This window comes from Sphingomonas sp. DMC8, assembly GCF_056314185.1.
The window spans coordinates 334,881-356,400 of sequence record NZ_JBQUYV010000003.1; the positions used below are offsets into that span (position 1 = coordinate 334,881).

27 protein-coding genes and 3 tRNA genes are annotated in these 21,520 nt (G+C 65.1%); 11 read left to right on the top strand and 19 right to left on the bottom strand.

The window, feature by feature from the left end; genetic code table 11:
- Positions 1-490: 490 nt before the first annotated feature.
- Positions 491-1,375, top strand: coding sequence for a serine protease family protein (locus ACT53K_RS09165; protein ID WP_476228303.1), 885 nt, complete (start codon positions 491-493; stop codon positions 1,373-1,375).
- A gap of 258 nt (positions 1,376-1,633) precedes the next feature.
- Here ACT53K_RS09165 and ACT53K_RS09170 read toward each other — a convergent pair whose 3' ends face one another.
- Together ACT53K_RS09170 and ACT53K_RS09175 are read right to left on the bottom strand one after the other, a co-directional pair.
- Positions 1,634-2,143 (bottom strand): hypothetical protein, encoded by a 510-nt coding sequence (locus tag ACT53K_RS09170; protein ID WP_476228304.1) that lies wholly within the window; start codon positions 2,141-2,143, stop codon positions 1,634-1,636.
- 335 nt (positions 2,144-2,478) lie between these two features.
- Positions 2,479-2,886, bottom strand: a complete 408-nt coding sequence (locus ACT53K_RS09175; protein ID WP_476228305.1) for a helix-turn-helix domain-containing protein — start codon at positions 2,884-2,886, stop codon at positions 2,479-2,481.
- An 84-nt stretch (positions 2,887-2,970) separates the two neighbouring features.
- On the opposite strand from ACT53K_RS09175, the gene ACT53K_RS09180 reads away from it, so the two are divergent.
- From ACT53K_RS09180 to ACT53K_RS09210, 7 genes are all read left to right on the top strand, one after another.
- Complete coding sequence (locus ACT53K_RS09180; protein WP_476228306.1) at positions 2,971-3,360, top strand: YdaS family helix-turn-helix protein; 390 nt, start codon at positions 2,971-2,973, stop codon at positions 3,358-3,360.
- Positions 3,357-3,851, top strand: a complete 495-nt coding sequence (locus ACT53K_RS09185) for a hypothetical protein (RefSeq protein ID WP_476228307.1) — start codon at positions 3,357-3,359, stop codon at positions 3,849-3,851. The genes ACT53K_RS09180 and ACT53K_RS09185 overlap by 4 nt, the downstream gene beginning before the upstream one ends.
- Entirely contained in the window at positions 3,848-4,177 is a 330-nt protein-coding gene (locus tag ACT53K_RS09190) for an Ogr/Delta-like zinc finger protein (RefSeq protein WP_476228308.1), read from the top strand. The genes ACT53K_RS09185 and ACT53K_RS09190 overlap by 4 nt, the downstream gene beginning before the upstream one ends.
- A gap of 266 nt (positions 4,178-4,443) precedes the next feature.
- Positions 4,444-4,908, top strand: coding sequence for a hypothetical protein (locus ACT53K_RS09195; RefSeq protein WP_476228309.1), 465 nt, complete (start codon positions 4,444-4,446; stop codon positions 4,906-4,908).
- The gene (locus ACT53K_RS09200) at positions 4,899-5,021 is read left to right on the top strand and encodes a hypothetical protein (RefSeq protein WP_476228311.1); all 123 of its coding nucleotides are present in this window, start codon (positions 4,899-4,901) and stop codon (positions 5,019-5,021) included. Before ACT53K_RS09195 ends, ACT53K_RS09200 begins: the two co-directional genes overlap by 10 nt.
- 26 nt (positions 5,022-5,047) lie before the next feature.
- Entirely contained in the window at positions 5,048-5,242 is a 195-nt protein-coding gene (locus ACT53K_RS09205) for a hypothetical protein (RefSeq protein ID WP_476228312.1), read from the top strand.
- A complete protein-coding gene (locus ACT53K_RS09210) occupies positions 5,232-6,284 on the top strand; it encodes a tyrosine-type recombinase/integrase (protein ID WP_476228313.1) in 1,053 nt (350 codons plus the stop codon). Before ACT53K_RS09205 ends, ACT53K_RS09210 begins: the two co-directional genes overlap by 11 nt.
- A 93-nt stretch (positions 6,285-6,377) precedes the next feature.
- Here the strand turns inward: ACT53K_RS09210 and ACT53K_RS09215 are convergent.
- The 4 genes from ACT53K_RS09215 to ACT53K_RS09230 all read right to left on the bottom strand — a co-directional run bounded on the left by ACT53K_RS09215 (position 6,378) and on the right by ACT53K_RS09230 (position 9,570).
- Positions 6,378-6,454, bottom strand: a tRNA-Met gene (locus ACT53K_RS09215).
- Between the two features lie 41 nt (positions 6,455-6,495).
- Positions 6,496-7,008: a 2'-5' RNA ligase family protein gene (locus ACT53K_RS09220; protein WP_476228314.1), complete on the bottom strand. Its 513-nt coding sequence runs from the start codon at positions 7,006-7,008 to the stop codon at positions 6,496-6,498.
- The gene (locus ACT53K_RS09225; protein WP_476228315.1) at positions 7,005-8,936 is read right to left on the bottom strand and encodes a potassium transporter Kup; all 1,932 of its coding nucleotides are present in this window, start codon (positions 8,934-8,936) and stop codon (positions 7,005-7,007) included. The genes ACT53K_RS09220 and ACT53K_RS09225 overlap by 4 nt, the downstream gene beginning before the upstream one ends.
- A 163-nt stretch (positions 8,937-9,099) precedes the next feature.
- The gene (locus tag ACT53K_RS09230; protein WP_476228316.1) at positions 9,100-9,570 is read right to left on the bottom strand and encodes an Lrp/AsnC family transcriptional regulator; all 471 of its coding nucleotides are present in this window, start codon (positions 9,568-9,570) and stop codon (positions 9,100-9,102) included.
- Positions 9,571-9,707: 137 nt separating this feature from the next.
- On the opposite strand from ACT53K_RS09230, the gene ald reads away from it, so the two are divergent.
- Positions 9,708-10,814: an alanine dehydrogenase gene (gene ald, locus ACT53K_RS09235; protein ID WP_476228317.1), complete on the top strand. Its 1,107-nt coding sequence runs from the start codon at positions 9,708-9,710 to the stop codon at positions 10,812-10,814.
- Between the two features lie 139 nt (positions 10,815-10,953).
- Here the strand turns inward: ald and ACT53K_RS09240 are convergent, their stop codons facing one another.
- Genes ACT53K_RS09240 through ccmC form a run of 7 tightly spaced genes read right to left on the bottom strand, consistent with a single transcriptional unit; the run spans position 10,954 to position 15,783 of the window.
- Entirely contained in the window at positions 10,954-11,616 is a 663-nt protein-coding gene (locus ACT53K_RS09240; protein ID WP_476228318.1) for a tetratricopeptide repeat protein, read from the bottom strand.
- Positions 11,613-12,023, bottom strand: a complete 411-nt coding sequence (locus ACT53K_RS09245; protein WP_476228319.1) for a cytochrome c-type biogenesis protein — start codon at positions 12,021-12,023, stop codon at positions 11,613-11,615. Before ACT53K_RS09245 ends, ACT53K_RS09240 begins: the two co-directional genes overlap by 4 nt.
- Complete coding sequence (locus ACT53K_RS09250) at positions 12,020-12,547, bottom strand: DsbE family thiol:disulfide interchange protein (protein WP_476228320.1); 528 nt, start codon at positions 12,545-12,547, stop codon at positions 12,020-12,022. The genes ACT53K_RS09245 and ACT53K_RS09250 overlap by 4 nt, the downstream gene beginning before the upstream one ends.
- Positions 12,544-14,466 (bottom strand): heme lyase CcmF/NrfE family subunit, encoded by a 1,923-nt coding sequence (locus ACT53K_RS09255; protein WP_476228321.1) that lies wholly within the window; start codon positions 14,464-14,466, stop codon positions 12,544-12,546. The genes ACT53K_RS09250 and ACT53K_RS09255 overlap by 4 nt, the downstream gene beginning before the upstream one ends.
- A complete protein-coding gene (ccmE, locus tag ACT53K_RS09260; RefSeq protein ID WP_476228322.1) occupies positions 14,463-14,897 on the bottom strand; it encodes a cytochrome c maturation protein CcmE in 435 nt (144 codons plus the stop codon). Before ccmE ends, ACT53K_RS09255 begins: the two co-directional genes overlap by 4 nt.
- Positions 14,894-15,025 carry a hypothetical protein gene (locus ACT53K_RS09265; protein WP_476228323.1) on the bottom strand — a complete coding sequence of 44 codons (132 nt, stop codon included), beginning with the start codon at positions 15,023-15,025 and terminating at the stop codon, positions 14,894-14,896. The genes ccmE and ACT53K_RS09265 overlap by 4 nt, the downstream gene beginning before the upstream one ends.
- Positions 15,022-15,783, bottom strand: a complete 762-nt coding sequence (gene ccmC / locus ACT53K_RS09270) for a heme ABC transporter permease CcmC (RefSeq protein WP_476228324.1) — start codon at positions 15,781-15,783, stop codon at positions 15,022-15,024. The genes ACT53K_RS09265 and ccmC overlap by 4 nt, the downstream gene beginning before the upstream one ends.
- Before the next feature lie 277 nt (positions 15,784-16,060).
- On the opposite strand from ccmC, the gene ACT53K_RS09275 reads away from it, so the two are divergent.
- Complete coding sequence (locus tag ACT53K_RS09275; protein WP_476228365.1) at positions 16,061-16,633, top strand: TMEM165/GDT1 family protein; 573 nt, start codon at positions 16,061-16,063, stop codon at positions 16,631-16,633.
- Between the two features lie 43 nt (positions 16,634-16,676).
- Here ACT53K_RS09275 and ACT53K_RS09280 read toward each other — a convergent pair whose 3' ends face one another.
- From ACT53K_RS09280 to ACT53K_RS09290, 3 genes are all read right to left on the bottom strand, one after another.
- Complete coding sequence (locus ACT53K_RS09280; RefSeq protein WP_476228325.1) at positions 16,677-17,726, bottom strand: Glu/Leu/Phe/Val family dehydrogenase; 1,050 nt, start codon at positions 17,724-17,726, stop codon at positions 16,677-16,679.
- Positions 17,727-17,763: 37 nt separating this feature from the next.
- Positions 17,764-17,840, bottom strand: a tRNA-His gene (locus ACT53K_RS09285).
- A 56-nt stretch (positions 17,841-17,896) separates the two neighbouring features.
- A complete protein-coding gene (locus ACT53K_RS09290) occupies positions 17,897-19,003 on the bottom strand; it encodes an ATPase, T2SS/T4P/T4SS family (RefSeq protein WP_476228326.1) in 1,107 nt (368 codons plus the stop codon).
- A gap of 220 nt (positions 19,004-19,223) precedes the next feature.
- Here ACT53K_RS09290 and ACT53K_RS09295 point away from each other — a divergent pair, with 220 nt between their 5' ends.
- Positions 19,224-19,904, top strand: a complete 681-nt coding sequence (locus tag ACT53K_RS09295; protein ID WP_476228327.1) for a prolyl hydroxylase family protein — start codon at positions 19,224-19,226, stop codon at positions 19,902-19,904.
- A 15-nt stretch (positions 19,905-19,919) separates the two neighbouring features.
- On the opposite strand, the gene ACT53K_RS09300 is transcribed toward ACT53K_RS09295, so the two are convergent.
- The 3 genes from ACT53K_RS09300 to ACT53K_RS09310 form a co-directional block, all read right to left on the bottom strand.
- Positions 19,920-20,810 carry an EamA family transporter gene (locus tag ACT53K_RS09300; protein WP_476228328.1) on the bottom strand — a complete coding sequence of 297 codons (891 nt, stop codon included), beginning with the start codon at positions 20,808-20,810 and terminating at the stop codon, positions 19,920-19,922.
- A 134-nt stretch (positions 20,811-20,944) separates the two neighbouring features.
- Positions 20,945-21,019 (bottom strand) — tRNA-Val (locus ACT53K_RS09305).
- Positions 21,020-21,120: 101 nt separating this feature from the next.
- Positions 21,121-21,393, bottom strand: a complete 273-nt coding sequence (locus tag ACT53K_RS09310) for an HU family DNA-binding protein (protein ID WP_476228329.1) — start codon at positions 21,391-21,393, stop codon at positions 21,121-21,123.
- Between the last annotated feature and the right edge of the window lie 127 nt (positions 21,394-21,520).

The following is a 21,520-nucleotide window of genomic DNA, read 5'->3' on the forward strand; positions in this document are numbered from 1 at the left end:
TACATCTCGCTCGTTTTTAGGATTATTGTCGGCATTTCGTTTCGGTTAAGCGGCCGACACCACCAAGCCGGCACATTAGCGATCGTCGGCTTTTGCAATGCATCCGTTTGAAAGCTGCCTGTCGGCAACCGGCTCAATCTCTGTCATTCTCCGATGTCAGCCAAGCGGGCGTCGAACGTCGGCTCCTAATAAGAGTTGCCGTTTGACATATCGCTCTGCAACGACCGAAAGGTCCCAAGAAACGGCGATCAGGTTTCCGGCAACAGTCGATCAAGTCACGCCATTCCGAGGCGATTTCCGGAATGGCGACTCATGTCGATATCGGCCGAAAGCAAACTATGCGCTGCAACGCTTGAATGCTTCTATTCTCGACACTCAGCTCGAACATTCGCGCTTTTGGAATTGGACGCCGCTCCGACATTGTTAAGGCTGGGCAGACGAGGTACTCTTCATTACGGGCGCGGCCCTAGGGTTAAAAGCGGAGGACTGTATGTCGCAACAGACTACCGATCACGGCCTCGAGCAAACCTCTGCTGATATACTGGAGCAAATTACCGAAGAAGTGGGTCGCCCTCCCACGAAAGAAGAACTGCGGAAATTCGCAATAATGCGTATCCAGGAAGCCGCGAATCGTGCGGCTCCGTTCAAAACAGCAGTGCGCCCAATCTGGATGGCGAAATCCAACGGACGCCCGACCCATGTCGGCTCGTGCGCGCTCATAGAAATTGCGTCAGAAAAATACATTTTCACTGCGGCGCACGTGATTGATAATGCTGAAAAATCCAATTTATACATCGCACTCAATGAACTGGAGCAGTTGAAGTGTTCATTTGAAGAGATAGAAGTGCAAAATATAGATCGTGATAATGATGTCATTGATTTTGCATTTGCGCGGTTCCCGGTAGGCCTCATTGGAAAGATCGGAGATGCAACATTTATACCAGAGAGCTCGATCGGAATAGGAGGGCCCGTCGAGGACCAGATGTTCACTTGTTTAGGCTATCCTAATTCGAAAAATCGCGATCCGTATCGGGGCGCCACGGTCGTGCGGAGCAAACTGATGAGTTATACAAATAGGGGTCGGGCCATTTCACAGCTTCCGAATCGAGCTCAGAATGAAATGCATGTCCTTGTGGATAGAAATCCTAAGTACGTCTTTAATCCAGATGGTGTACGCATCAATCCCGGCAGAAAAAACGGCTTTAGTGGAGGTGCTATATTCGACGTTGGCCCGCTTGGCATATTGAACGGCTTTTTACCCCGGCCACCACTCTTGGCGGGCATCTTGACAGAATCTCATAGTGCCGAAAAAGTAATAATGGGCACGCGATTAGATTTCATCATTGAAAAATTGCGCACGCAAAACCGAATTTAGGCCTAAGGGCGATCGATACAGACTCGCGGATGGCGGCTTCTATCGAAACCCTCCCTTCCCGCCCCTGCTTACGAACGATGGCTTTGTCCCAAACTTGGCCGATCAAACTCATGCGGAGAGAAGGCAGCTTTCCGGTCGACCTGGAAGCGATCTGAAAGACAAATTTTAGCGTGAGCGTACCGGCTGATTTTCAGTCGTTTTCGGGCTTCAGGGCTGCTGTTGCGGTCCAACTCCATAGCAGCAGTTCGTCGGCGCGATCTATTCCACCCCTTTGAGCGCGGCTTCGTATTGTGCCACTTCTGCCGGAGTGAGAATTTTGTCCAAGCGGATCAAAGCGCGTCCCTTGAGCAATTGATACTGAAGCAGAAACGGCGCCCCTTTGGTGACGCTCTCAACATAGTCCCGGCGCTTCTTTGCATCCGCCGCATTTGCAAACACCTCGATGGTGTTTTCCCCTTCCGTATCGTTCGCGCTGGCCCTCGGGTGGCGGCCGTCGAAGAAGAAGACTTTGCTGGTATATTGCCCAGGTCGACCGAGTAGATGATTGTCATCCGTCACATCGGTAACCTCGCGAACGTCGACAATGCGTATGCCGGCCGACGACAAGGTCTTAATAACATCACGGGCTGTCAGCACAGTCACCGATCCGGCTTGATTGCTCGCGGCGCTCGACTTTTCGGCGCCGCGACAAGCCTGCAATATTGCCAATGGAGCGAGCAGCGCCAGAACAACGGCAACCGCACGCGCGCGAATTATCGAATGTCGCAATTTTCACCCCACCACATGACGTTACCTGAGCGGCACCCCTCCCGGTCCGATCCGTCCTAAGCGAGGAGACCCGGCCGTTCTCTGAAAAACGCATCCGAAACGGCTGTAATTTTTGGGATGTCCTACAAGCCCCCTGGCGCCCTATCGGAACACAACAAGAACAACAGACGGGGCCGCGATGAACGATGGGAAGTTGGTGCAACGAACGACACCCGGTTGCGAGGAAGGGTGCGAAGCGTGTGTGCTGTCCTGCGCAGTGTTTGCCGCGCTGCGCGACGATCTGTGGCGGGAAGTGGAACAGCTTCACCGGGAGCGGGCGCTGTACCCCGGGCGGGTCAGCGCGCGAGATCTCGAAGCTGCGAAAGCGCAGCTGGCAAGCGCCGAGCAAGGATTCGCGCGCGCTCGGCCTCGGTCGCATCCGCCGGAACGATCTGCAGCATCGCTTCGAACATCGTTGCCAGCGCGTCCTCACTAGGGAGTGCGACCTGCATGGTTACGAACTGCACCGGCCGTTCGGGCTCAATGATCGGGGCATCGGGTGCAGGATCATCCGTCTCCCCCATCAGATACGCTGGCGACGTTCGGAGGGTGCGGGCGATCAGATGGATGTGCTTTGTGCCATACACCCCACCGGTGGCCAGTTTATTGACTGTGGCCTGAGCAATTCCGATCCGGCGGCCAAGCTCAGCTTGGCTAATGCCGCGCTCGGCCAGGAGTGACCGAAACCGTTCTGAGGAAAACATGGCCGCGACGCTACACCTTTAGCTGTAGAACGGTATAATGGTTTAGCTATTGACTGCCTAACACTATAGCTGTAGGCAGCCAGCATGCCTCCTCAGCTATCCCCGTCCGAAGCCCTTCGATCCGCGATCGAGAAAGCGGGCTCCCAATCCGCGCTCGCGCGAATCTGCGCTGTATCTCAAGCGGCTGTATGGAAGTGGCTGACCAAGGGGAAACCCCTCCCCGCCGAGCACGTCCTCCGCGTCGAACAGGCCACCGGTGTCTCGCGCTCGCTCCTTCGCCCCGATCTCTATCCCGATGATCTCGATCTAGGCCGCACCTCGAATCGCGTCGCGTGCGATCCCCGCGCCGCTTCGAACGCCTACCCCTTTTCCGATAGCCCCGCGGGTCGCACTGCGGTGGAGGCTCCGGCGGCCTGGGCCGACCGGAGCCTCATCCCTGCCCGCCCCCGCAACCTTGCGGAGACCCGCGCATGACGAAGGCACGCATTCCCGGCACCTCGTCTGCCGCCGTCACGCTGATCGCCGAGCATCTGGGCGTTCCCCATGCCGCGCGGGCCGCCGGCGTGGGCGAACGGACGATTTACAAATGGTCCGATCCCGACATGGCGACCACGCCCACACTGGCACAGGCGGCGGCGCTGGACCGCGCCTATGCTGCCGCCGGCGGCACGGCGATGCCACTGTTGGAATGTTATGGCCGCATGGTGGATCGCGGCGCCATCGATCTGCCCGCCTGCCCGCAGGCGCTGGTGGGCGAGATCGCCGATGTCGCGCGCGAAGCCGGCGAGGCAGTGTGTTTCAGCCTGGCCGCCAGCCAGCCGGGCGCCAGCCGATCCGCCATGCTGCGCGCCATGGGTGAGACACAGGAAGCGGCCCGCGCGATCGGCACGCTGTCGCGCCGCCTTTCTTCCATTTTCCGACGCGGCACGGTGCCGCGCAACCTAACAGGGGGAGCCCCGTCATGAGTGCCGGTCCTTCGCGCCGCATCGGCATGCCTTGCCCGCATTGCCAGGGCCGCATGATCGTTCGCCACAGTGCCCAGGTCACGGAAACCGTCCGCGACGTGAAACTGCGCTGCGATAACGACGAATGCGGCTTCATCGTCGCCGGCCAGCTGGTGCTGGTGCGCACGCTGGTGCAGAGCGCGCGGCCCCGCGCAGGCATCGTGTTGCCGCTTGCCAATCCGCGGTTGCAGCATTTCGGCCCGCGCCCGGCGAACGACGACACGCGCCAGCCCGGCAACGACGACGAAGCGCCCCCGCCCGAGGCCGCCGAAACCCTGACGCGCTGATCCCCCGGCGGCCCGCCGCCTCCATTTGCCTGCCACGGCCCGACGCACCCGCGCGTCGGGCAACGCCCCTGCCTTGTCCGAAAGGAAGCCATGCCGATGCACGCGATAGTCCCCTTCCCGCCCCGCCCCCCACGGATTGCGGCATGTAGCTGCCCGGCGTGCCGGCGCGGCCGCTGGGTTCTGCGCCCGCTCGATCGCGCCTGTCTGTGCCTGCTGGCCGGCATGGCCGCGGGTTGGGCAGTGGTGGCGCTGTGGGAGGGCATTCGATGATCGCGGCCCACCTCGCCTCCACCCGCGCGCGCCCGCGTGCCGCATCCGTACTGCAGCCCAGCCTGTGGCCGACGCTGGCAGAGGTGCCACGGTTGACGCCTTCGGATTATCTGCGGTTGCGGCGTGTTGCCGCCGGGCTGACGATTGCCGATGCAGCCCGCCGGCTGGTCGATTGCCGCGCCGATCAGGCCCGGGCAGAGGCGTTTCTGCGCCGGCTGGAAACGCCGGGACGCACCGCGCTGTACCGGTCGACCATCGCGCATCTGTTGCGCGCCTTTCCGTTCGACACGGCGGTCTATTGGCAGCTCGCCGAAGAGCCGGTGCATCGCCACCCGCGCATCTGCCGCACCTGCGGCTGTTCCGCGCATGACCGCTGCCGAGATGCCGAAGGCGGCACGTGCCGCTGGGACGATCAGGATCGCTGCTCGGCGTGCAGCCGGGGGGAGCGGCGATGCGGCTGATCGGCGCCACCGCGCGCGCGGCGATGTTCGCGCTGCTGCTCTGCGCTGCCCTGTGCAGCGTCCCCGTCCAACTGGTTCTGCTGTTCAGCCGCGCCCAGGCGGCGCGGCGCTGAACACGGCGACAGCGAAGGAAAGGCCCATGGCCGCACGCCCCACATTCCGCCAGGCCGATCTGGTCCGCGCCATCCGCGCCTCCCGCAAAGGGGGGCTGGAGGTGGAGCGGACCGAAATCGATCCCGATGGCCGCATCATCCTGTTCCACGCAGCCGCCGGCGCCCAGGCCGCGCCGGCAAGCCCGTTCGACGCATGGAAGGCCAGCCGCCATGCGGGTTAAGCTGAAGGGGCTGAACCGCACCAGAATCCGCGCGGCAGACGGGCGAGTCGTCGAATATTATTATGCGTGGAAGGGCGGCCCGCGGCTGGAAGGCACGCCGGGCTCGCCCGAGTTTATCGCCAGCTATGAGCGCGCGCATGCGGAGGACCGGCGGCGCGCGGCGGACACGCTGCGCACGCTGCTCGATGCGTTTCAGGATTCGAGCGCCTTTGCCGACCTCGCCGAGCGCACCCGCGTCGATTACAACCGCCAGCTCCGGGTGATCGACGGGGAATTCGGCGATTTTCCCATCGCGGCGCTGGCGGATCGGCGAACCCGGGGCGAGTTCATGGCGTGGCGGGATCGGCTCGCCATCCGCTCCCGGCGGCAGGCTGATTATGCCTATGCGGTGCTGGCGCGGGTATTGTCCTGGTCTGTCGATCGCGGGCTGGCGCCGGTCAATCCGTGTCGAGCGGGCGGGCGCGTCTATCGCGCGGCGCGATCCGATCGGGTGTGGACGCAGGAAAACGAAGCCGCCTTCTACGCGCGGGCACCGGAGCATCTGCATCTGGCGCTGATGCTGGCGCTGTGGACGGGGCAGCGGCAGGGCGATCTGCTGGCGCTGACATGGGGTGCCTATGACGGCACCAGCCTGAGGCTGATCCAGCAAAAGACGATCCGGAAGAAAGAAGGGCAGCGCGGCAAGCGCGTCGTCATCCCTGTCGGCAAACCGCTAAAGGCCCGGCTGGACGCGCTGGCAGAAACCAGACCGGCTGCGGCCCAGACGATCTTGCTGACCGAGCGGGGCACCCCATGGACGGAGGGCGGCTTTCGCGCATCGTGGCGGAAGGCATGCATGCTGGCCGGGGTGGAGGGCGTGACCTTCCACGATCTGCGCGGCACTGCGGTAACCCGCCTGGCCCTTGCCGGAGCAACCCCGCCGGAGATCGCAACGATCACCGGCCACTCGCTGCGCGACGTGAACGACATCCTCGATTCCCACTATCTGAATCGCGACCAGCGCCTGGCTGAATCGGCGATCCGGAAGCTGGAATCCGGCTGATTTTGCCAAAAATCTTCCCAAAAACGCCTCAGGCGTCCGCCTGAACCCCACAACCAACTGCGCGGTTTTTGTTGATAATCAGCAACTTGGGAATGGTAGCGGAGGAGGGACTTGAACCCCCGACACGCGGATTATGATTCCGCTGCTCTAACCAACTGAGCTACTCCGCCCCGGAAGCGAGGGCGCCGCTTAGGGCCTCCCCGCGCGCCAGTCAAGCGAACATGTGACGGGAATGTGCTTCCCACGGGCCGCCACGATACCACCAGCTCGCGAGCCCGGCGATTTCCACCTCACGCGGGCGGAAATCGCGGCTCAGGGCGCCCAGCAGCGCCTTGGCGAGCAGCGGCGTCACCTTGTTCTGGATGGTGACATGTGGGCGCCAGCGCCCTGCATCCTGCGGTGTCAGCAGTCCCGCAAAGGCATCCAGCAAGCGATCGCGAATCGCATCCAGCGCGGGTGCCTCGATCCGGTAGGCGACGCCCTTCCCTAGCGACATGAGGCCCGTCACCCGCGCCCGGGGCGCCCGCAGCCCGCGCGTTTCTTGCATGAGGCGATGCTTCAGGTCGTCCGCCACCGAGGGCGGTAAATGGTGGAACAGGGTCAGATGCGCGTCGAGCTGGTTACGCTCGGGCGGGAAATGGACGCGGCGCAGGGCATCGAACCAGGCCTGGTCGGCCTTGCCGAACAAGGCCGTGACGATGAGGGGCGCGGCCCCGCCGCTCAAATCTCCACCTGGCTGCCCAGCTCCACCACGCGGTTGGTGGGCAGGCGGAAGAACTCCATCGCGCTTTCGGCGTTGCGCAGCATCCAGGCGAACAGCTTTTCGCGCCAGATCGCCATGCCCGGCCGCCGCGACGGCAACAACGTCTGTCGAGCGAGGAAGAAGCTGGTCTCCATCATCTTGAACTCGCCGCCACAGGCGTCGACCCGCTTCAGCGCCGCCGGCACATCGGCTTCCTGCATGAAGCCATAATAAAGGATCATGCGGTGGAAGCCCTTGCCCAGATCCTCGACGATCAGCCGCTTTTCCTCCGGCACATAAGGCACGTCGCTGATCTTGACGGTCAGCAGGACGACGCGGTCGTGCAGCACCTTGTTGTGCTTAAGGTTGTGGAGCAGCGCGTGCGGAACGCCGTCGGGCGTGGAGGTCATGAACACCGCCGTGCCGGGCACGCGGGTGGCGGCATTGGCGGCCGAATCGATGAAGATCTGCACCGGCATCGCACTTTCGCGCAGCCGCTCGATCATCAGCTTGCGCCCCTTGGCCCAGGTGGTCAGCAGCGTGAACACGAGGAAGCCGACCATCAGCGGGAACCAGCCGCCATCGGGCACCTTGGTCAGGTTCGCGGTGAAATAGGCGAAGTCGACCGTGAAGAAGAGCAGCAGCAGCGGTATCGCGTAGCGCTTCTTCCAGTGCCACAGGTTGAACAGCACGACGGCCAGCAGGCAATTGTCGATCAGCATCGCGCCGGTTACGGCGATACCATAGGCCGCCGTCAGGTTCGACGAGGTCTGGAACGACAGCACCAGCAGGATCACCATCACCATCAACGCCCAGTTGATGATCGGGATGTAGATCTGCCCCGCGGTCGAGGCGCTGGTGTGGTCGATGCGCAGGCGCGGCACGAAGCCGAGCTGGATCGCCTGTTGCGTAACCGAAAAGGCGCCCGAGATCACCGCCTGGCTGGCAATGATCGCGGCGGCGGTGGCAATGCCCACCAGCGGCAGCCGCAGCGCTTCGGGCGCCAGCAGGTAGAAGGGGCTGCGCAGCGCCTCTGCGTCGCGGATCAGCAGGGCGCCCTGCCCCATATAGTTCATCATCAGCGCCGGCAGCACGAACCACAGCCACGAGATGCGGATCGGCTTGCGGCCGAAATGGCCCATATCGGCATAGAGCGCCTCGGCACCCGTAACGGCAAGCACGATCGAGCCGAGCGCGAGAAAGGCGCGCAGCGGATCGAGCGTGAAGAAATGCACCGCATGGTGTGGCAACAGCGCCTGCAGGATGTGCGGCGTCTGCACCATGCTGATCACGCCCAGCGTGGCAATCGTGACGAAATAGACCGCCATGACCGGGCCGAAAAAAGCCCCCACGCGCGAGGTGCCGGTGCGCTGGATCGAGAACAGCATGACCAGGATCACCACCGCCAGCGGCACCACCAGCCGGTGAAATCCCGGCGCGGCGATCGCCAGCCCCTCGACTGCAGACAGCACCGACACCGCCGGGGTAATCATCGAATCGCCATAGAAGAGCGCGGTTGCGAACACGCCGAGCAATACGATTCCCTGCGTCCAGCGGCGCTGCCCGCCGCGCCCGGAAATCAGCGCCAGCAACGCCAGGCTGCCGCCCTCGCCCTTATTATCAGCGCGCATGATGATGGTGACGTACTTCAACGTCACGACGACCATCATCGACCAGAACATCAGGCTGATCGCACCCAGCACATGCGGCGTGTCGAGCGGCAGCTCGTGATGCTCGTTCGCGAACGTCTCGCGGAACGCATAGAGCGGACTGGTGCCGATATCGCCGAAGACGATGCCGATCGCACCGAGCGCGAGCTTCCACGTCGCGTCATGGCCATGGCCATGATCGCCTTGCGGTGCGGTATCGGGGAGGAGCGCTGCTGCGTCTCCGGTCGCAGGCGTGGTCACCGGCAGGACTTACGCTGGGCGGGGCGAACGGGACGGGCCATGCAGACCTGTGTTCTCGTCTTCATCGGGAAGCGGGCCGTTAGCACGCGCAACATGGCCTAGCAATCATCGCATCAAGGGGGAGACGCACATCGCCCGCAACTGTTCCAAAACAGTCACAGAATCAGCGATTGTCCCCAAACAAGGCGTCCGCCTCGCCGCGCGTCGGCACCTCGCGCAGAACAAAACTGCTGTTGATCGTCACGACTCCGGGGAGTCGTCCCAGATGTTCGCGGTGGAGTCGCTCATAATCGTCGAGATCGCGGCAGAGGATCTTCAGCCGATAATCCTGCCCCCCCGAGACAAGCGCGCATTCCACCACCCCGTCGATGCGTCCCACAGCGGCTTCAAACTGAGCAAGGTCTTCCTCCACCTGCGTGCCGAGGGTGATGTCGACCAGCGCAGTTACACGGAACCCCAACCGTCGATGCCCCAGCCGCGCACCATAGCCGCGGATCAGCCCGTTCGCTTCCAGTGCCTGGATGCGCCGCGTGCAGGCGGATTGCGACAGGCCCACTGCGCCCGCCACCTGGCTGACGGGAGCGCGCGCATCCGCAGCGAGCAACTTGAGGATTGCTGTGTCGATTCGATCCATTGCGCATGAACCTATCATATTTTTCCAAAATACGCATCTTTCATGCGCGGCACCGGCCTTCACGCGCGTACTTTGCAGGGATTCCCGGCGCGGTTTTCGATACGATGCCGCCACATTTCTTAGGTGGAGGAAATCCCATGCGCGTCGGTGTTCCCAAGGAAATCAAGAATCACGAGTATCGCGTCGGCCTGACCCCGGCATCGGTCGCCGAGCTGGTCCATGCCGGCCATGAAGTGCTGGTCGAAACCAAGGCCGGCATGGGCATCGATTTCGACGATGCCGCCTACACCGCCGTCGGCGCGAAGATCGCCCCCGATGCCGCCGCCGTGTTCGCGGGATCGGACATGATCGTGAAGGTGAAGGAGCCGCAGCCGGGCGAAATCGCGATGCTCGAGGCGCGCCACCTGCTGTTCACCTATCTCCACCTCGCCGCCGACAAGCCGCAGGCCGAAGGGCTGATGGCCTCGGGCGCCACCTGCATCGCCTATGAGACGGTGACGTCGAACTCGGGCGCCCTCCCCCTCCTCAAGCCGATGTCCGAAGTGGCGGGCCGCATGTCGGTGCAGGTCGCCTCGCACTATCTGGAAAAGGAACAGGGCGGCCGCGGCGAACTGCTCGGCGGCGTACCGGGCGTGGCGCCGTGCAAGGTCGCGATTCTGGGTGGCGGCGTCTCCGGCATCAACGCCGCGCAGATGGCGACCGGCCAGCGCGCCGATGTGACCATCTATGACATCAACAACGAACGCCTCGCCGAACTCGACATGCATTTCGGCAGCCAGATCAAGACCGCCTATGCCAGCAAGGCAGCGATCGCCGAGGCGGTGCGCACCTCGCAGGTGGTGATCGGCGCGGTGCTGGTGCCGGGCGCAGCTGCACCGAAGCTCGTCACCCGCGACATGCTGAAGACGATGATGCGCGGATCGGTGCTGGTCGACATCGCGATCGACCAGGGCGGCTGCTTCGAAACAAGCCGTCCGACCACGCATGACGACCCCGTCTTCGAGATCGACGGCGTGATCCACTACTGCGTCGCCAACATGCCGGGCGCAGTCGCCCGCACCTCGGCCTTCGCGCTCAACAACGCCACGCTGCCGTTCGTGCTGAAGCTGGCCAATCTGGGCGCCGAAGCAGCGATGAAGGCGGATCGTCACCTTGCCAACGGCCTCAACGTGTCGGGCGGCAAGATCCGGCATCAGGCGGTGTCGGAAGCACTCGACCTGCCCTTCGAAGCCTGGGCGGGCTGAGCCTGAACCGCCAGGTCGACCTCACCCTTCCCACCGCCATCGGCGGCGGGCCCCTTCCCTCTCCCAATGGGAGAGGGCGGGAGGCACGAAGCGCCGGAAGGGTGAGGGTGACCGGTGGTCTATCGCGCGGGAGCGCGCATCAATTCGCCTTCGCCCCCTGTGCCGCGCGCATCTGGCGCAGCACCTCTACCAGGCCGGGATCGACCCGCAGCATCTGGACCAGCATCGCCTCGCGATAGCTCGCCTTTTCCGGCACCAGCGACAACGCCCTGCCCCATTGCCTGCGCGCCGCTGCCAGATCGCCCGACCGGGCGAGCGCGATGCCGTAGAAGAAGGGCGGGCCGACATGGTTCGGCCACAGCGCGATCGCATGTTCAAAGGCATAGCGCGCCGCAGGCGACATGCTCATATCGTCATGTTCGGTCAGCGCGGTTCCCAGGCCGGTCCACAAGGCAGCATCCTGGGGCGCCTTGCGCACGCCGCCAATCATGATGTTCGCGGCCAGCTCCGGCGATCCCGCGCGCGTCATCGCATCGGCCGCCATGAAATAGCTGTAGTCGAAGTTGAACCGGCCGAAGATCGTCTCGCGCAGCGCGACCATGTCGGGATCGACCGCCGCCGTATCCGCCTGGCGCTCGGCGGGATGCCCGGCAAGGCCGGGGCTGCCCTGCCATGCATAGCCTGCTGCACCCAGCATAAGCGCCGTGGCCGGCAGCATCCACAACCGCGCCGGAAAGCGCAACAGCGCCAGTATAGCAGCCACCGCCACGGCAAGGCCTGCGAACAACAGCCAGCCTGTCATGCCTTGCGCCTCCCGAAAATCCGGCGCGCGAGCAGCAGCCCGACGCCGAGCAGCACCAGCGGCGCGATCCACAGCGGCGCCGTCACCCAACTCAGCGGCGGATCATAGGTCACGTAATCGCCATAACGCTGGATCAGCCAGCGCCGCACCTGTGCCGGGCTTTCACCCGCCTGGATGCGCTGGCGGACCAGCGCACGCATGTCACCGGCCAGATCGGCATCACTGTCGGCGATCGACTGGCCCTGGCAGACAAGGCAGCGCAGCGTGTTCATCAGCGCCTTTGCCTCGGCCTCCTTCGCCGGATCGGCGAGCTGGGTATAGGCGAGCGGCTCGGGCGGCTGGCCGGAATCGGCAAAGGCGCTCGACGCCGCCAGCGCCAGCGGCAGGAACAGCGCAAGCCGCCTCACTGCGCCTTCTCCAGCGCGGCGAGCAGCTTCGGCACATCATCTTCGCGAATGTCGCCGATATGCTGGTCGACGATCCGACCGTGCGAATCGATCACGAACGTCTCCGGCACACCCGACGAACCTAGGGCAAGTTGCGCCCGGCTCGCCTTGTCGTCGCCGATCCGCGCATAGGGGTCGCCATTGCGGGCGAGAAACGCCTGCATCGCCTCGGGCGTGTCGCGGATGGCGATGCCGTCAATCTCCACGCCCGCCTGGCGCAGCTTCATCAGGTTCGGCGCTTCGGCGACGCAGGGGATGCACCAGCTCGCGAAGACATTCAGCAACCGCGGCTTGCCCTTGCCGAAATCGCCGGCTGCGATGCCGGGCTTGCCGGGAACCAGCGGCGGCAGGTTCAGAGCCGGCACCGGCTGGCCAATCATCGCCGAGCGCACGAAATGATCGGCGGGCTTCAGCAACCCGTTGGCGACCAGCACGAACACCAGCGCAAACAATGCCAGCGGCAACCAGATCAGCAGCTTCTTCATGCGTAATGCTCCGCCTGCGCATCACGGATTTCGCGGCGGACGCGGCCGATCAGCGCCAGCGCACCGCCCAGCGCAATCAACGCGCCGCCCAGCCAGATCAGCGTCACAAAAGGCTTCCACCACAAGCGGATTTGCCAGCGCCCCTTGCCGTCAGGCGCGCCCAGCACGGTGTAGAGCTGCCCGTCCACCATGGTGCTGATCGCGACTTCGCTCGTCTCGGTACGGGGATTGGGGAAGAAGCGACGCTGCGGGAACAGCGTGAAGGGCTCGCCATCACCGCGACGGACGCTCAGCTTCGCTTCCATCGCCGACCAGTTCAACCCAACGGCCGGCCGCACTTCGTCCAGCGTCACGCGAAACGGGCCGACTTCCAGATTATCCCCCGGCATCACTGCCGCCAGTCGCTCCTGCTTGAAGGCGGAATCGCTCGCCATGCCGGCCAGGCTGACCGCCACGCCCAGATGCGCGATCACCATGCCCCAGATATGGAGCGGCGTGCGGCGCAGCTTGCGCTTCCACAAAGGCGCGATGCTGGCAGTGGCCAGTCCGGCCGCCAGGCCGAGGGCGAGCACCGGCAGCAGCGCCGCACCCGAAAGCGCGAAAACCAGCGCGAAGGTGACGCTCGCCACCCCCACCGGCACGGTGATGCGGCTGAACAGCGCCTGCAGCGAGTCGCGCCGCCACTTGAGCAGCGGACCCACCGCGGTTGCCACCACCAGCAACAGCGCGATCGGCGCGGTCGTCTTGTCGAAGAAGGGTGCGCCGATCGAAAGCTGCACGCCTGCAGCCTGCGCCACCAGCGGATAGAGCGTGCCGATGAACACCACGCCAAGGATGACGCTGAGCAGCAGGTTGTTGAGCACCAGTGCACCTTCGCGGCTGACGATCTCGAACGTCGAGCCCTGCGTGACCGTGCTCACCCGCGCGCCGAACAGCGCCAGCGCGCCGCCGATATAGATGCCGAGCAGCGCGAGGATGAAGGTGCCGCGCGTCGGATCGACCGCAAAGGCATGGACGCTGATCAGGATGCCCGAGCGGACCAGAAAGGTGCCGATCATCGACATGGAGAAGGCGACCAGCGCCAGCACCAGCGTCCAGGCGCGCAAGCCGTCGCGGGTCGCCAGCACCGTCACCGAATGGAGCAAGGCCGTCGCCGCCAGCCAGGGCATCAGCGAGGCATTCTCGACCGGATCCCAGAACCACCAGCCGCCCCAGCCCAGCTCATAATAAGCCCAGTAGCTGCCGGCGGTGATGCCGATCGTCAGGAATATCCATGCCGCCAGCACCCAGGGCCGCATTGCCCGCGCAAAGGCCGGGCCGACATCGCGCATCACCAGCGCGCCGACTGCGAAGCTGAACGCCACCGACAGGCCGACATAGCCGAGATAGAGCGTCGGCGGGTGGAAGGCGAGGCCGGGATCCTGCAACAGCGGGTTGAGCCCCTGCCCGTCCGCCGGCGCCGGATTGAGGCGCGGGAACGGGTTCGAGGCGAAGGCGAGGAAGGCGTAGAAGCCCAGCGCGATCGCCGCCTGCGCGCCCAGCGTCGCCGCCAGCGTTCCGGGGGCCAGCCGCCGTTCGAACAGCGCGACACCGGCGCCGGCGACGGCCAGCACCGTCACCCAGAGCAGCATCGAGCCTTCATGGTTCCCCCAGGCGCCGGCGACCTTGTAGAGCATCGGCTTCAGCACGCTGCTGTTCTGCGCCACGAGCAGCACCGACATGTCGGATCGCACGAACAGCCAGATGAGCAGCAGGAACGCCGTCAGGGCCAACGCACCCTGCACCAGCGCAATGCGGCGCAGGCCGAGCAGCATGGCCGCCGCCTGCGGCGAACGCGCGGCGCCCGTCGCCAGCATCAGCTGTACCACGGCGAAGGCCGTGGCGAGCCACAGCGCGGCCAGTCCCGCTTCGGCGATCATTGTTGCAGCGTCTCTGTCTTGTGCATCTTGCCGGCCATTTGCGGCGGCATGTAGCGCTCGTCATGCTTGGCGAGCAGGTTGTCGGCGGCAAAGGTGCCGTCGGGATTGAACTTGCCTTCGGCGACCACGCCCGATCCTTCGCGGAACAGGTCCGGGGTCACCCCGCGAAAGGCAACCGGGACGGTCGCCTTGCCGTCGCTGACGGTGAAGCGGATGCTCACGCCGTCTGCGGCACGCTGCAACGACCCCTTCTCCACCATGCCGCCCAGTCGCACCGCGCGGCCCAGCGGCAGCGGCTTTCCGGTCAGGTCGCCGGGGGCATAGAAGAACGCCGCCTGATCCTTCAGCGCCGACAGCGCGAGCAGCGCGGCCGCGATGATCGCACCGATCGCCGCCAGCCCCAGCACCAGCCGCTGATGCTTGGCCTTCATCGCTTGCGCCCCAGCGCGTCGGCAGCAGCCTCGGCACGCCGCATCGCGATCCAGCTCGTCAGCGCCAGTGCGCCGGTGCCAATCGCCGTCACCGCATAGGCGGCGGTTACAAACCACCAGTGATTCATTGGGCGGCCATCCTCCGCAGCCGGGCTTCGACTTTCTGCGCGGCCAGCAATGCGCGCATCCGCATCAGCACTATGCTGGCGAAAAACAGGGTGAAGCCGGACAAGGTGTACCAGAGCGGCCAGAGCATCGACGCATCGATCGTCGTTCGGGCAAGACCGATGCTCTCGCCCTGGTGCAGCGAGTTCCACCACACCACCGAATAGCGGATGATCGGCAGCAGCACCGTTCCCGCCACGCCGAACAGCGCGGGGATACGGCCATCACCGCCGCGGTCCGCATCGGCGCGGGCCAGCGCGATCCAGGCGATATAGACGAAGAACAACAGCAACATGCTGGTCAGCCGCCCGTCCCATTCCCACCAGGTACCCCAGGTGGGCCGCCCCCAGATCGATCCGGTGATCAGGCATAGCGCCGCGAAGGTGGCGCCCGCCGGGGCGATCGCGCGCGCGGCGACATGCGCCAGCGGGTGCCGCCAGACGAGATAGACCAGGCTCGCCACCGCCAGCCCGCTCCATCCGGCCATGCCCAGCCAAGCGGTGGGCACATGCAGATAGAGGATGCGGACGCTGTCCTTCTGCAGATAGTCGGCGGGCGTCTGGGTAAGGCCTGCCCAGCCGCCGAACAGCACCAGCGCGACGCCGGCCCAGAACAGCAGGGGCGTCAGCGGCCGGGCGATCTTCAGGAAGCGCGCAGGATTGGCGAGGGCGTGAAGTACGGGCACCGCCGCTGGATAGCGGGGATCGGCACGCGAATCCATGTTGGGAATGTTCCGCAGTTCACCATGCGGTCACAGCGCCAGACTTGCACCCTCGCGCAGAAGCGGGTAGCAGCTGCTCCGTCATCTGGGGAGTAGCCAGCCGGCGCCGCACGGGCACCGGGCGTCCGCGTCAACATACTTGGTCGAGAGGCCATGGCGCAGGCGGAGCCGCAGCAGCGGTTCGGGCGAGACCAATGACGCCGCATCTCCGCACCTGCCGGGCGGAGAGATGCTGCGTCGTTGGATTCGCAAGTCCGCCCGGCCCGGAGTGATGTCCTTGGAAGCCCTGCTCACCTCCACCGCCGTCGTCGCGCTCGCCGAAATCGGCGACAAGACGCAGTTGCTCGCGATCCTGCTCGCCACCCGGTTCAAGCGGCCGGTGCCGATCATCCTCGGCATCTTCGCGGCGACGATCGCCAATCATTTCCTCGCCGCACTGGTCGGATCGGAAGTGGCCGGGCTGCTCGACAGCATCTGGTTCCGCTACGCGATCGCCGCCTCCTTCGTGGCGATGGGCCTGTGGACGCTGATCCCCGACAAGCTCGACGAAGAGGAATCGCCAAAGCCGGCGCGGTTCGGGGCGTTCCTGACCACGCTGATCGCCTTTTTCCTGGTCGAGATGGGCGACAAGACGCAGGTGGCGACGGTCGCGCTCGGCGCGCGCTTCCACGCGGTGCTGCCGGTCACGGCGGGGACGACCCTCGGCATGATGCTGGCGAATGTACCCGCGGTATTCCTGGGCAAGGCCGTGATCGACCGCGTACCGCTGCAGACCGTCCACCGCATCGCCGCCGGGTTATTCATCGCGATCGGTCTGTGGCTGGCGGCGCAGACGGCGGGGCTGGTGTGACAGGCCCCTATCCTCCCCTCCCGCAAGCGGGAGGGGAACGCGCTCACCGCCCGATCAGGCGCTGGGCAATCCGGTCGGCAACGTCGCTGGCCGGGTCGCCGGTCGCGGCGCTTTCGTCCCAAACCTGGTTCAGGCGCACCGGGATTTTTTCCACCCGCGCATCGACTTCGGAGCGGTCGCCCTGCCCCAGATATTCCAGCGCCACATTGATGATGCCGCCGGCGTTGATCACATAATCCGGCGCATAGAGGATGCCGCGCGCGTGCATTCGGTGGCCGTCCTCGCGCGTCGCCAGCTGGTTGTTGGCGCCGCCCGCAACCACGCGCACCTTCAGCGCCTCGATCGAGGCTTCGGTGAAGATCGCGCCCAGCGCGCAGGGGCTCAGAATATCGGCTTCGTGAGCCAGGATCGCATCGGCGGCGACCGCTTCGGCGCCCAGCTCCGCCGCCAGCGCCTTGGCGCGATCGGCATTCACGTCCGCCAGCACCAGCGTCGCGCCGTCCGCCGCCAGCAGCCGGGCAAGCCCGCCGCCGACCGAACCGACCCCCTGGATTGCGACTCGCACGCCCTTCATCGAATCGGCGTCCAGCCCGCGCTTCGCCGCCGCCTTGACGCCCAGATAGACGCCGCGCGCCGTCACCGGCCCCGGATCGCCACCCGCGCTGCCCGCCGCAACTGGCAGGCCCGAGACATGGCGGGTCTGGGTGGCGACCACCTTCATCCGCGCTTCGGACATGCCGACATCCTCGGCCGTGACATAGCGGCCGCCGAGCGATTCGACCGCGCGGCCGAACGCCTCAAGCTGCGCCTGCGTGACTTCGGCGCCCGGCTTTTCAGCGAGGATCACGCCCTTGCCGCCGCCCATCGGCAGATCGGCCATCGCGTTCTTGTAGCTCATGCCGCGCGACAAACGCAGCGCATCGGTGATCGCCGCGCGGTGATCGGCATAATGCCAGAAGCGCACGCCACCGGCTGCGGCACCCAGCGCGGTCGAGTGTACCGCGATGATCGCGCTTAGGCCCGTCGCCCGATCCGAGAAGAGGTGAACGCCCTCGTGGTCGTCGAAGTCGGGAAAGCCCCAGTCGGTGATCATGGATGGATCCGCGCCGTGAGAAAATTGGGGGAGAGAATGGGGCGACCAACGGGAATTGAACCCGCAACCTCTGGTACCACAAACCAGCGCTCTAACCAATTGAGCTATGGTCGCCACGAAGGAGAGCGCGCTTAGCGGGCTCCGGCCCGTAGCGCAAGATAGTTGCGAACCTATCCGCGGGAAATTCTAACCGCTTCTTCCGGCGTCGTCACGCCGGATCTTGCGAGCGCCCGTGCCGCCGAGCCGAGATTCGGTGCCGCAACAAAGGCATGGCGGGCAAGTATCGCTTCGTCGCCGCCATCGTTGATCAGCCGGCGAATGTCCGCATCGGCGCGAATCGCCTCGAACACGCCGGTATCGCCGGCAAAACCGGTACCGTCGCACGCGCTGCACCCGGTGGGGGCATAAACGATCGCCCCGGGATCGAAGCCCAGCAGCGCGGAGACCGAACCTTGCGCCTGCACCGGCTCGCGACATGCGGCGCACAGCCGGCGCGCCAGCCGCTGGGCGAGCACGATGTTGAGGCTGGACGCAAGCTGAAACGCATCGACTCGCCAGTTGCGCATCTGCCCCAGCGCACCGACCGCGTTGGGCGCCACAATACCGGCAAGCACCAGCCGCCCCGACAGGGCCGCCTCGATTGCGGCGCGCGCTGCGTTGCGCTCGTCGAGCGAATCGATCAGCAGCACATCGAAATCCTGATCGATGCCGCTGCGAATCCAGTCGGCCATCGGCACCGCGTCGCTCGGGCTGACCGCGGCCGGGGTAGCAGGCCCGCCGTCGAACCCCGCGCCGATCGCCAGCCCCGACCGAGCATCATCGGCAGCAACGCGGAGCAGCGCCTGCAGCGTCGTCGTCCGCCCTGCCCGTTCCGGCCCGGCAACGAGGACCAGACCGCATCGCTGCAAGGCGCGCCGTACTTCGCCCGCCAGGCCGCCCGGCATCCCCAGCGATTCGAGCCCGCGCTCGCCCGAGGCGACCGCTTCGCGCGCCAGCGCGATCCGCAGGCCTTGTGCCTGCGGCAACAGCGCCACGCCGACCCGTTCGCCCGCCCAGTTCAGCCAGCCACGCTGCGGCGCGCGCCGGTCCACCTGCAATCCGGCGGCAGCCAAAATCGCATCGCTCAGCGCATCGACTTCCGCCGCCGGCAGATCGGCGCGACGCACGCGCTTTCCGGCAACGCGGAACCATTGCGCCGCACCGCCATCCGCCAGCGGCTCAAGATGCATGTTGCTTGCCTGGGCCTGGGCGGCCTCCGCCAGCAGCCGTTCCAGCAACGCTTCGCCTGCGGCCCCGCCGCTTGCGAAAGCGCGGGAATCACCCTGTTTTTCCCTGCCGCGGGCAACCGGCTTACTAGTACTCGTCTGCGCCTGTGCCATCGCTATCCCCCTGCGGACGCTCGTGGCGCTATGCAGATGGTGTGACATGCGTCCTGCGCTTTCATGACATTTTCGTTGCGCGCTAGCACCCTCCGCGGGCTTTTGGCAAAACTACGCCATGGATTCCCAAACGCCGTTGCAGCCCCGCCCGCCCTTCTCTCTCGGCAGTGGCCACCCTTCCGAGCCGATCATCGCGCATATTCTTGGGCATCCCGGCGTGCAGCGCGTGCCGAACCCGAAGCTTTCGCTGTTCATCGTCCGGAATTTCGTGGACCCCAAACTCTGCGAGGAACTGATGGTGCGAATCGACGCCGATCGCCGGCCCTCCACCATCGCCAATGCCAGTGGCGACTATGCCTTTCGGACCAGCGAGACCTGCGATCTTTCGTCCGATGACCCGCTGGTCGCCGCGTTGCAGGCGCAGATTCTCGACTTTACCGGCATCGACGCTGCCCATGCCGAACCAATGCAGGGCCAGCGTTATGCCGTGGGCCAGGAGTTCAAGGCGCATACCGACTATTTCGAGCCAAACACCGCCGATTTCGACCGGTTCTGCAGCGTTGCCGGCCAACGCACCTGGACCGCGATGGTGTATCTGAACGCCGTCGAGTCGGGTGGTGCCACGCGCTTCAAGGCGATCGACAAGATCGTCCAGCCGGAGCAAGGCAAGCTGCTCGCCTGGAACAATCTGCGCGCCGATGGCAGCCCCAATCCGGCGACCATCCATCATGCGATGAAGGTCCGCGCCGGCACCAAATATGTGATTACCCAGTGGTTCCGCGAACGCCCCTGGGGCTGATGAGGCCGCGCGCTTTTACAGCCCTGCGGTAAGCACCACGCCCACACAGACAGCGACGCCGGCAATCGCCTGCCGCACGGTAAGCTTTTCGCGAAACAGTCGGTGTCCGGCCAGCGCCGCCATCGGCATTTCCACCACGCCCAGCGAACGCACCGCAGCGGCAGGGGCGAGATTGAGCGCGAAAAACCAGCCCGAAGAGGCCAGCGCTCCGAACAGCCCGGCACCGAACGACCCGCGCCACCCCGCGATCACCGCGCGCAGCGCCGCAGGATCACGCCACAGCAGGAAGACGACCAGGCCGACGGTCTGGACGGCCTGTGCCAGCGTAACGCTGGTCATCGCCGAGAAGAAGGGATGATGCGATTCGAGCGCCAGCCCGGCATGGCGAAAACCGTTGAGCGCCAGTCCGAACAACAGGCCGGACAGCGTCCCGAATAGCACACCGGGCACCAGCCGGCCTTCGCCGCCCAAGTTCCGCGGCCAGACCAGCACGGCAAGTCCCGCAGTGGTGACGGCAACGCCGACCCAACCAAGCGGGCTCAGCGTGTCGCCAAACACCAGCAGCCCAGCCAGCGCCGCCAGCGGCACTGAACTCTGCTGCAACGCAGTTCCCACCGCGAAGCCAGCATGGTGCATCGCCTGCAGCAAGGCGGCCGTTGCCAGCACCTGCGCCAGCGCACCGAGCAGCGCAGGCCACCAAAAGGCCAGCGCGAACTGCGGGTGCAACTGGTCCGGCCCGGTCACGGCGATGGCAACCAGCATTAGCGCCACGGAGAAAGGAAGTCCGAACAGAAAGCGTACCAGCGTCGCGCCCCAGGGGCCGCTGGAAGCCATCATGCCGCGTTGAAAAGCGTTGCGCGCGACCTGGAACGCCGCCGCTGCTACTGTCGCGCCTGCCCACAACATGGAAACCGCCCCCTCGCGCGCCCGACGCGGCGATCAGCGAAGCGGGCCTTGTCGATACGACGGCGTTCCTATCGCCCGGCGCCGCACCCGGCAACGAAAAAGCCCGCCGGTGCGACACCGACGGGCTTTCGAAATGGTGGGCGCGGCAAGGATTGAACTTGCGACCCCTGCGGTGTGAACACAGTGCTCTACCACTGAGCTACGCGCCCTTTGGCCTCTCGGCCGAAACGGGAAGCGGGCCTTTACGAGCAGCGATGCGCCCTGTCCAGCCCTGATCCGCGTTCGAAGCGAGGAATTTCGCGTCGAACGATCAGTTCACCGAGTCCTTCAGCACCTTGCCGGGCTTGAACTTGGGCTGATTGGAAGCCTTGATCGTCATTTCCTCGCCGGTGCGCGGATTGCGGCCGGTCGAGGCCTTGCGCTTGCTGACGGAAAAAGTGCCGAAACCGACCAGGCGGACTTCGTCGCCCTTCTTCAGCGCGGTGGAAATGACGTCGAACACGGCCTCAACGGCCTTGCTCGCATCGCCCTTGCCGAGGCCGGATACATCGGCAACCTGGCCGATCAGCTCTTGCTTATTCATGCTGGTGCATACCCCCTTGAAGTCTGAAAAGCGCTATCGCGTTGAAACAATTGGAGTTGGAGCGATTCGCTCCAGAAAGCCGGTACTCGAATGAGCACTGGCTTTCCGAAGGAGTCAAAGCCTTTCC

Bases quoted from the DNA above. Each gene is read 5' to 3' on its own strand.
- ACT53K_RS09240 (WP_476228318.1), bottom strand. From the start codon at position 11,616: ATGACAGGCTGGCTGTTGTTCGCAGGCCTTGCCGTGGCGGTGGCTGCT.
- ald (WP_476228317.1), top strand. From the start codon at position 9,708: ATGCGCGTCGGTGTTCCCAAGGAAATCAAGAATCACGAGTATCGCGTC.
- ACT53K_RS09310 (WP_476228329.1), bottom strand. From the start codon at position 21,393: ATGAATAAGCAAGAGCTGATCGGCCAGGTTGCCGATGTATCCGGCCTC.
- ACT53K_RS09185 (WP_476228307.1), top strand. From the start codon at position 3,357: ATGACGAAGGCACGCATTCCCGGCACCTCGTCTGCCGCCGTCACGCTG.
- ACT53K_RS09280 (WP_476228325.1), bottom strand. From the start codon at position 17,726: ATGATCACCGACTGGGGCTTTCCCGACTTCGACGACCACGAGGGCGTT.
- ACT53K_RS09165 (WP_476228303.1), top strand. From the start codon at position 491: ATGTCGCAACAGACTACCGATCACGGCCTCGAGCAAACCTCTGCTGAT.
- ACT53K_RS09255 (WP_476228321.1), bottom strand. From the start codon at position 14,466: ATGATCGCCGAAGCGGGACTGGCCGCGCTGTGGCTCGCCACGGCCTTC.
- ACT53K_RS09190 (WP_476228308.1), top strand. From the start codon at position 3,848: ATGAGTGCCGGTCCTTCGCGCCGCATCGGCATGCCTTGCCCGCATTGC.
- ccmC (WP_476228324.1), bottom strand. From the start codon at position 15,783: ATGGATTCGCGTGCCGATCCCCGCTATCCAGCGGCGGTGCCCGTACTT.
- ACT53K_RS09200 (WP_476228311.1), top strand. From the start codon at position 4,899: ATGCGGCTGATCGGCGCCACCGCGCGCGCGGCGATGTTCGCGCTGCTG.
- ACT53K_RS09175 (WP_476228305.1), bottom strand. From the start codon at position 2,886: ATGTTTTCCTCAGAACGGTTTCGGTCACTCCTGGCCGAGCGCGGCATT.
- ACT53K_RS09265 (WP_476228323.1), bottom strand. From the start codon at position 15,025: ATGAATCACTGGTGGTTTGTAACCGCCGCCTATGCGGTGACGGCGATT.
- ACT53K_RS09295 (WP_476228327.1), top strand. From the start codon at position 19,224: ATGGATTCCCAAACGCCGTTGCAGCCCCGCCCGCCCTTCTCTCTCGGC.
- ACT53K_RS09210 (WP_476228313.1), top strand. From the start codon at position 5,232: ATGCGGGTTAAGCTGAAGGGGCTGAACCGCACCAGAATCCGCGCGGCA.
- ACT53K_RS09180 (WP_476228306.1), top strand. From the start codon at position 2,971: ATGCCTCCTCAGCTATCCCCGTCCGAAGCCCTTCGATCCGCGATCGAG.
- ccmE (WP_476228322.1), bottom strand. From the start codon at position 14,897: ATGAAGGCCAAGCATCAGCGGCTGGTGCTGGGGCTGGCGGCGATCGGT.
- ACT53K_RS09230 (WP_476228316.1), bottom strand. From the start codon at position 9,570: ATGGATCGAATCGACACAGCAATCCTCAAGTTGCTCGCTGCGGATGCG.
- ACT53K_RS09250 (WP_476228320.1), bottom strand. From the start codon at position 12,547: ATGAAGAAGCTGCTGATCTGGTTGCCGCTGGCATTGTTTGCGCTGGTG.
- ACT53K_RS09300 (WP_476228328.1), bottom strand. From the start codon at position 20,810: ATGTTGTGGGCAGGCGCGACAGTAGCAGCGGCGGCGTTCCAGGTCGCG.
- ACT53K_RS09205 (WP_476228312.1), top strand. From the start codon at position 5,048: ATGGCCGCACGCCCCACATTCCGCCAGGCCGATCTGGTCCGCGCCATC.
- ACT53K_RS09195 (WP_476228309.1), top strand. From the start codon at position 4,444: ATGATCGCGGCCCACCTCGCCTCCACCCGCGCGCGCCCGCGTGCCGCA.